The following is a 5,638-nucleotide window of genomic DNA, read 5'->3' as shown; positions in this document are numbered from 1 at the left end:
GTAGTGAAACGATGCATCGCCGATGGTAGTGTGGGGTTTCCCCATGTGAGAGTAGGTCATCGTCAAGATTAAATTCCGAAACCCCATTTGCGAAAGCAGATGGGGTTTTGTTTTGGGCGGTCGAAAATGCATAGAGGTGGGCTACGGTTGCTTTCAGTCCTAAAGTCCGGCGTTTCTATGCAATGACCCTGCGCATGGCTATCATGCGTGCCTCTTTGTGAGGCGATACTTGCATGCTGACGTTGTTAAAACTTCTGAAAGATGGACGATTCCACTCCGGAGAAGCACTTGGTGCTGCCCTGGGCGTCAGCCGTAGTGCTGTCTGGAAGCAGCTCCAGCACCTTGAGGCTGAATTGAATCTGTCCATTCATAAGGTTCGTGGTAAGGGATATCAGTTGGCGTCACCGCTGGTGTTCTTGAGTGCTGAAGGTATCGCGATGAATGCGCCCGTCTTGGCATGGCCCGTTCATATCTCTGATTCCATTGACTCCACGAATGCCGAAGCTTTGCGCCTTGTTGATGCTGGATGTGCGGCGCCGTTCCTGGTGCTTGCCGAGCAGCAAACCGCGGGAAGGGGCAGAAGAGGGCGAAAGTGGGTCAGTCCGTTCGCACAAAATGTTTATTACAGCCTTGTATTGCGCATTGAGTCTGGCCTTCGGCAATTGGAGGGCCTAAGTCTCGTTGTGGGCTTGGCGGTGATGCAGGCTTTACGCGAGTCAGGCGTGCGTGGGGCGGCACTGAAATGGCCAAACGATGTGCTGGTAGGGCAGAAGAAGATCGCCGGGATTTTGCTGGAGTTGGTAGGAGACCCGGCTGATATCTGTCACGTTGTCCTCGGAATAGGCATAAATGTGAACATGCAGAGGGCTGACGAGGTGGATCAGCAATGGACTTCGGTGCTGCTTGAGACAGGCTCTTCTGTTGATCGCAATGCTCTGGTGGCGCAATTGGGTGTGCAGCTGCAGCGCTACCTTGAACGACATCGGGAGGGTGGTTTTGTCGCACTTCAAGAGGAGTGGGAGCAGAGTCACGCTTGGCAGGGGCGGTCGGTGTCTCTCATTGCGGGTGTCAACCAGGTCGATGGGGTTGTACTGGGTGTAGACCGTCAGGGGGCGTTGCGTTTGAGTGTTGAGGGCGTTGAGAAAATATACAGTGGTGGTGAGTTAAGCCTGAGGTTGCGTGATGATTCTTGAACTCGACTGTGGGAATAGCTTTATCAAGTGGCGTGTGCTTGATTCGGGTTCCGCAAGTGCCTCTGCGGAGGGGGTTGTTCGTTCTGATCTGGCATTGATTGAAAATCTGTCAGCGCTGCCTCGATTGCTGCTGACGCGCTGCCGATTGGTCAGCGTTCGGGCCCTGGAAGAAACAAGTAAGCTGGTCGAGGCCTTGCACGAGGCTTTTGGCGTTACCGTTTCCTGCGCTGCCCCGGCACGAGAAATGGCCGGAGTACGCAACGGCTACGAAGATTTCGAGCGTCTGGGGCTCGATCGTTGGCTGGCGATGCTGGGTGGATTCAAGCTGGCGCGCGGCGCTTGCCTGGTACTTGATTTTGGTACGGCTGCCACAGCAGATTTTATTGCGGCGGATGGTGAGCACTTGGGTGGCTTCATTTGCCCAGGTATGCCCCTCATGCGCAACCAACTGCGAACGCATACGCGCAAGATTCGGTATGACGACGCCGCCGCGGAAAGGGCGCTGGAGCGTCTTTCTCCCGGTCGTACGACGGTGGAGGCCGTGGAGCGCGGTTGTACGTTGATGCTGAGAGGGTTTGTACTGACTCAGTTAGAGTTGGCGCGAAGCTACTGGGGCGATGACTTCACCGTGTTTCTGACCGGGGGGGATGCTGATTTGGTGGTGGATGCAGTGCCGCAGGCGGAGCTCGTGCCCGATCTGGTCTTTGTCGGTTTGGCGATGGCTTGTCCTTTGTCCTGAGGTGATTATGCGTTGGCTATTTTTGCTTTTACTTGTTCTCAATGCCTTCTATTACATTTGGCATCAGCAAGAAGCCCCTTTGCGCGCTAAAGATGTCACGCCTCTGAGCCTTTATAAGGGCTCGCAGCAGGATATTCGACTGCTCAGTGAGTCCTCCGATGCTGTGGTGCGTAGAGAGCGCGCAAAAGCATCTGAAGCGCAAAATACTTGCCTGTATATCGGTGGGTTTGCGGATCAGCGTCAAGCGCAGTCTGTTGAGCAGCGGCTCCTAAGCTTGGATATAAAGGTCAAGGTTCAGCTGCTGAATACTGCGGATGCATCTGGCTACTGGCTGCGTGTGGCCCCTGAAAGTCGACGCCTGGCCGACGATCTGCCCTTTGAAAACCTTGCTAAGGAATTCAATGAGTTAAAACATAAAATAATGTTGTGCGAAGGCGTTGCAACTCTCGAATAGTTTGCATAGAATGGCGCCCGCTTCGCAGTGAAGACCTTTAAGGTCGACAGCGTGAAGCGAAGGTCAATGCAGCTAACCTCATATTTTTAAATGAGAAAATGCTTGACAGAAGGTCGGCGTAATGTAAAATGCCGGCTCGCTTAGGAGGGGTTCCCGAGCGGCCAAAGGGATCAGACTGTAAATCTGACGTCTACGACTTCGAAGGTTCGAATCCTTCCCCCTCCACCATTTTAGCGTGAGCTGCAAGCTCCGCGGGTATAGTTTAGTGGTAGAACCTCAGCCTTCCAAGCTGATGATGCGGGTTCGATTCCCGCTACCCGCTCCAAGTTTGCAGGTTGTGCACGGTGTTTTGCTCTTGTAGCTCAGTTGGTAGAGCACACCCTTGGTAAGGGTGAGGTCAGCGGTTCAAATCCGCTCAAGAGCTCCATATAACAAGGCAGATATGAAAATATCTGCCTTTGTTTTAACAGCTGCCTCGGCTTGATGGTGTTGTGCTTGGCTTTGTTGCTAGGTGATTTCAAGTCTATAGGGGTTGGTTGTTGTAAAGTCTTTTTCAGGCCTGCATAATGGTCGGCCTGATTTTGTTTTAGGTCAGTAGCTCAATTGGCAGAGCGACGGTCTCCAAAACCGTAGGTTGGGGGTTCGATTCCCTCCTGACCTGCCAGATTCACGTGGTGTATCTGGCTTTCTTTTCACAGGATCTTCATAGATGACTCCTAAGGCTGAAGCTCAAAGCTCTCGTTTCGATCTGGTCAAGTGGCTCGCTGTAGTCGCCTTGGTGGTCGTAGGCGTTGTTGGCAATCAGTACTATTCTGCTTCGCCGATCCTGTACCGTGTGCTCGCTTTGCTTGCCCTTGCTGCTGTAGCTGCCTTTGTGGGCCTGCAGACTGCCAAAGGCAAGTCTTTCGCGGTCCTGGTAAAGGAAGCTCGCACCGAAATCCGTAAAGTCGTTTGGCCGACTCGCCAAGAAACCACGCAGACCACGTTGATTGTTGTGGCTGTTGTTCTGGTTATGGCGTTGCTGTTGTGGGGGCTTGATTCCCTGCTCGGCTGGCTTGTTTCCTTGATTGTTGGCTAAGGGTGTCCCGTGGCTAAGCGTTGGTACGTTGTGCATGCTTACTCGGGTTACGAGAAGCATGTTATGCGCTCTTTGCTGGAGCGCGTAAAGCTGGCAGGCATGGAAGATGGCTTCGGCGAAATTCTGGTTCCCACTGAAGAAGTGGTTGAAATGCGGAATGGCCAGAAGCGTAAGAGTGAACGTAAGTTCTTCCCTGGCTACGTGCTGGTACAGATGGACATGAACGAAGGTACTTGGCACTTGGTCAAGGACACTCCTCGTGTTATGGGTTTCATTGGCGGTACCGCTGATAAGCCTGCTCCGATCACCGACAAAGAGGCGGAAGCAATTCTGCGTCGTGTTGCTGATGGTAGCGACAAGCCTAAGCCGAAGACGCTCTTCGAGCCGGGTGAGGTTGTTCGTGTCACAGATGGTCCGTTTGCTGATTTCAACGGTACTGTCGAAGAAGTTAACTACGAAAAGAGCCGGATCCAAGTGGCAGTGCTCATTTTCGGTCGCTCTACCCCGGTAGAGTTGGAGTTCAGCCAGGTCGAGAAGGTCTAGCTGAGCAAGCATCCCAACCCCGCAGCCCTAGGCTGTGGGGTTTTGTCGTCACTGGGATAAACGCGCAAGTAACCGGGGAGCCTTTCGAGGCGTTCGAACCCGTAATTGGAGTGCCTCATGGCCAAGAAGATTACCGCTTACATCAAGCTGCAAGTGAAGGCCGCTCAGGCCAACCCTAGCCCACCCGTCGGTCCAGCTCTGGGTCAGCACGGCGTGAACATCATGGAGTTCTGCAAAGCCTTCAACGCCCGTACTCAGGGTCTTGAGCCAGGTCTGCCAACTCCAGTGATCATCACTGTATACAGCGACCGTAGCTTCACTTTCGAAACCAAGTCGACCCCGGCTTCGGTTCTGCTGAAGAAAGCTGCTGGTCTGACTAGCGGTTCCGCTCGTCCGAACACCGTTAAGGTTGGCACCGTGACTCGTGCTCAGCTGGAAGAAATCGCGAAAACCAAAAACGCGGATCTGACTGCAGCTGATATGGATGCAGCCGTGCGTACCATCGCCGGTTCTGCTCGTAGCATGGGCCTTAACGTGGAGGGTGTGTAATGGCTAAGCTGACCAAGCGCCAAAAGGCTATCGCCGGCAAAATCGAAGCAGGCAAGGCCTACAACTTTGTAGACGCTGCTGCCCTGCTGACCGAGCTGTCGACTGTCAAGTTCAGCGAGTCCGTTGACGTTGCTGTAAACCTGGGTGTTGACCCACGTAAATCCGACCAGGTCGTTCGTAGCGCAACTGTGCTGCCACACGGTACTGGCAAGACTGTACGTGTAGCTGTCTTCACCCAAGGCCCGGCAGCTGAAGCTGCTCTGGCCGCTGGCGCTGACCGCGTTGGCATGGACGACCTGGCTGCCGAAATGAAAGGCGGCGACCTGAACTATGACGTAGTTATTGCTTCCCCGGATGCAATGCGCGTTGTGGGTCAGTTGGGTCAGATCCTCGGTCCACGTGGTCTGATGCCTAACCCTAAAGTCGGCACCGTAACCCCAGACGTAGCCACCGCGGTTAAAAACGCCAAGGCTGGTCAGGTTCGTTATCGCACCGACAAAAACGGCATCATCCACACCTCCGTTGGCAAAGTCGGCTTCGACGCCGTCAAGCTGAAGGAAAACGTTGAAGCCCTGATCGCTGATCTGAAGCGTATCAAGCCAGCTTCCTCGAAAGGTATCTACGTCAAGCGCGTTACCCTGAGCACCACTATGGGCCCAGGTCTGGTCATCGACCAAGGCTCGCTGGACGTATAAGACACAGGTTGACGCGAGAAATCGCGTCAATTGAAAAAATTGGGGTCCCTGCCTGGCGGGGGCTATCCAAGACCGTAGGCGACGTAAGTCTTAAACCACAAGCCTACGCAGATGGTGCTCCCGGTTCCTTACCGAATCAGACACCAAAACGACATCCGGCTCCGGCCAGATGAAACGGTAACAAGCAGGAGTTAAACCCGTGGCAATTAATCTCGAAGACAAGAAGGCCATCGTCGCTGAAGTCAACGAGGCTGCCAAAGCTGCTCTGTCCGCTGTCGTGGCTGATGCCCGTGGTGTGACAGTAAGCGCTATGACCGGACTCCGTAAAGAGGCTCGTGAAGCTGGCGTATACGTACGTGTTGTACGTAACACCCTGCTCAAGCGCGC

At 54.0% G+C, this 5,638-nt stretch carries 8 protein-coding genes and 4 tRNA genes; all 12 read left to right on the top strand.

All coding sequences use genetic code 11. The annotated features are described in order from the left end of the window. Positions 1-233 precede the first annotated feature (233 nt). Positions 234-1,193 (top strand): bifunctional biotin--[acetyl-CoA-carboxylase] ligase/biotin operon repressor BirA, encoded by a 960-nt coding sequence (birA, locus tag AC3ZU9_RS31205; protein WP_015886142.1) that lies wholly within the window; start codon positions 234-236, stop codon positions 1,191-1,193. Next, positions 1,183-1,932: a pantothenate kinase gene (locus tag AC3ZU9_RS31200; RefSeq protein WP_015886141.1), complete on the top strand. Its 750-nt coding sequence runs from the start codon at positions 1,183-1,185 to the stop codon at positions 1,930-1,932. Before birA ends, AC3ZU9_RS31200 begins: the two co-directional genes overlap by 11 nt. A gap of 7 nt (positions 1,933-1,939) precedes the next feature. Next, positions 1,940-2,386: a hypothetical protein gene (locus AC3ZU9_RS31195; protein WP_015886140.1), complete on the top strand. Its 447-nt coding sequence runs from the start codon at positions 1,940-1,942 to the stop codon at positions 2,384-2,386. A 143-nt stretch (positions 2,387-2,529) separates the two neighbouring features. After that, a tRNA-Tyr gene (locus tag AC3ZU9_RS31190) sits at positions 2,530-2,614 on the top strand. 23 nt (positions 2,615-2,637) lie between these two features. Then, positions 2,638-2,711, top strand: a tRNA-Gly gene (locus AC3ZU9_RS31185). Positions 2,712-2,737: 26 nt separating this feature from the next. Beyond that, positions 2,738-2,813 (top strand) — tRNA-Thr (locus AC3ZU9_RS31180). 161 nt (positions 2,814-2,974) lie between these two features. After that, a tRNA-Trp gene (locus AC3ZU9_RS31175) sits at positions 2,975-3,050 on the top strand. Between the two features lie 45 nt (positions 3,051-3,095). Further along, on the top strand, positions 3,096-3,464 hold the full coding sequence (secE, locus tag AC3ZU9_RS31170) for a preprotein translocase subunit SecE (RefSeq protein ID WP_003194658.1): 369 nt from the start codon (positions 3,096-3,098) through the stop codon (positions 3,462-3,464). A gap of 9 nt (positions 3,465-3,473) precedes the next feature. Next, positions 3,474-4,007 (top strand): transcription termination/antitermination protein NusG, encoded by a 534-nt coding sequence (gene nusG, locus AC3ZU9_RS31165; RefSeq protein ID WP_003176436.1) that lies wholly within the window; start codon positions 3,474-3,476, stop codon positions 4,005-4,007. A gap of 117 nt (positions 4,008-4,124) precedes the next feature. Beyond that, on the top strand, positions 4,125-4,556 hold the full coding sequence (gene rplK / locus AC3ZU9_RS31160; RefSeq protein WP_003176435.1) for a 50S ribosomal protein L11: 432 nt from the start codon (positions 4,125-4,127) through the stop codon (positions 4,554-4,556). Next, positions 4,556-5,251, top strand: a complete 696-nt coding sequence (rplA, locus tag AC3ZU9_RS31155) for a 50S ribosomal protein L1 (RefSeq protein WP_003232403.1) — start codon at positions 4,556-4,558, stop codon at positions 5,249-5,251. Before rplK ends, rplA begins: the two co-directional genes overlap by 1 nt. A 199-nt stretch (positions 5,252-5,450) precedes the next feature. Next, the coding region (gene rplJ, locus AC3ZU9_RS31150; RefSeq protein ID WP_490091777.1) for a 50S ribosomal protein L10 at positions 5,451-5,638 on the top strand (188 nt) is incomplete at its 3' end.

The organism is Pseudomonas sp. A39, assembly GCF_058145955.1.
This window is presented reverse-complemented; position numbering and strand designations above follow the sequence as displayed.

Excerpts from the sequence above, each read along its gene's own strand:
- rplK (WP_003176435.1), top strand. The coding sequence starts at position 4,125 with ATGGCCAAGAAGATTACCGCTTACATCAAGCTGCAAGTGAAGGCCGCT.
- AC3ZU9_RS31195 (WP_015886140.1), top strand. The coding sequence starts at position 1,940 with ATGCGTTGGCTATTTTTGCTTTTACTTGTTCTCAATGCCTTCTATTAC.
- rplA (WP_003232403.1), top strand. The coding sequence starts at position 4,556 with ATGGCTAAGCTGACCAAGCGCCAAAAGGCTATCGCCGGCAAAATCGAA.
- secE (WP_003194658.1), top strand. The coding sequence starts at position 3,096 with ATGACTCCTAAGGCTGAAGCTCAAAGCTCTCGTTTCGATCTGGTCAAG.
- birA (WP_015886142.1), top strand. The coding sequence starts at position 234 with ATGCTGACGTTGTTAAAACTTCTGAAAGATGGACGATTCCACTCCGGA.
- AC3ZU9_RS31200 (WP_015886141.1), top strand. The coding sequence starts at position 1,183 with ATGATTCTTGAACTCGACTGTGGGAATAGCTTTATCAAGTGGCGTGTG.